Origin of the sequence: Micromonospora sp. ALFpr18c (assembly GCF_008868155.1) — a bacterium.
GTDB lineage: Bacteria > Actinomycetota > Actinomycetes > Mycobacteriales > Micromonosporaceae > Micromonospora.
Genome location: NZ_WBKR01000475.1, coordinates 1 through 289, shown reverse-complemented (window position 1 = coordinate 289; position 289 = coordinate 1). Strand labels below are relative to the sequence as shown.

Here is a 289-nt window from a genome sequence, read left to right as displayed (position 1 = left end):
CGCGTGACGCCGGGTTCCGGGCCGCCCTGGCGCGGCACGACATCCCGCTCGACGAGGAGCTGATCGAGGTCGGCGACTTCCAGTACGCCGCCGGCCGGGACGCCACCGAGCGGCTGCTCGCCCGCGCCGACCCGGATGCCCTGGTCTGCGCCAACGACCTCATCGCGGTCGGCGCGCTGCACGCCCTGCTGGCCGCCGAACGTCGGGTGCCGCAGGACGTCGCCCTGGTCGGCATGGACGACACCGAGCTGGCCCGGATGATGTTCCCCCAGCTGTCCAGCGTCTCGCT

Annotated in this window: 1 protein-coding gene; it reads left to right on the top strand. The window is 74.0% G+C overall.

Translation table 11 applies throughout. The features are described 5' to 3' along the window. A partial coding sequence (locus tag F8271_RS31755) for a substrate-binding domain-containing protein (protein ID WP_151493439.1) occupies window positions 1-289 on the top strand: 289 nt, incomplete at both ends.